1 pseudogene is annotated in these 305 nt (G+C 68.2%); it reads right to left on the bottom strand.

Features of this window, described 5'->3' with window-relative positions:
* Window positions 1–305 (bottom strand): annotated as a pseudogene (locus EBH09_RS22020) (trehalose synthase); the annotation flags it as partial.

A 305-nucleotide genomic window follows, 5' to 3' on the forward strand; every position in this document is an offset into this window, starting at 1 on the left:
GAGGAGGGCAGTTCGGTGTAGGTGCCGAGGCCGAAGGCGGGGTTCTGCTTGCGGATCTCGATCATGCGGCGGGTCCAGTGCAGCAGGGACGAGGGCGAGGCCATGGACGCCTCGACGTTCGTCACCTGGTAGCCGTAGACCGGGTCCATGATCGTCGGCAGGAACAGCCGCCCCGGATCGGACGACGAGAAGCCGGCGTTGCGGTCCGGGGTCCACTGCATCGGCGTGCGGACCGCGTCGCGGTCGCCGAGCCAGATGTTGTCGCCCATGCCGATCTCGTCGCCGTAGTACAGGATCGGCGAGCC

Source organism: Streptomyces sp. E2N166, assembly GCF_003671715.1.
Taxonomy (GTDB): Bacteria; Actinomycetota; Actinomycetes; order Streptomycetales; family Streptomycetaceae; genus Streptomyces; species Streptomyces thinghirensis.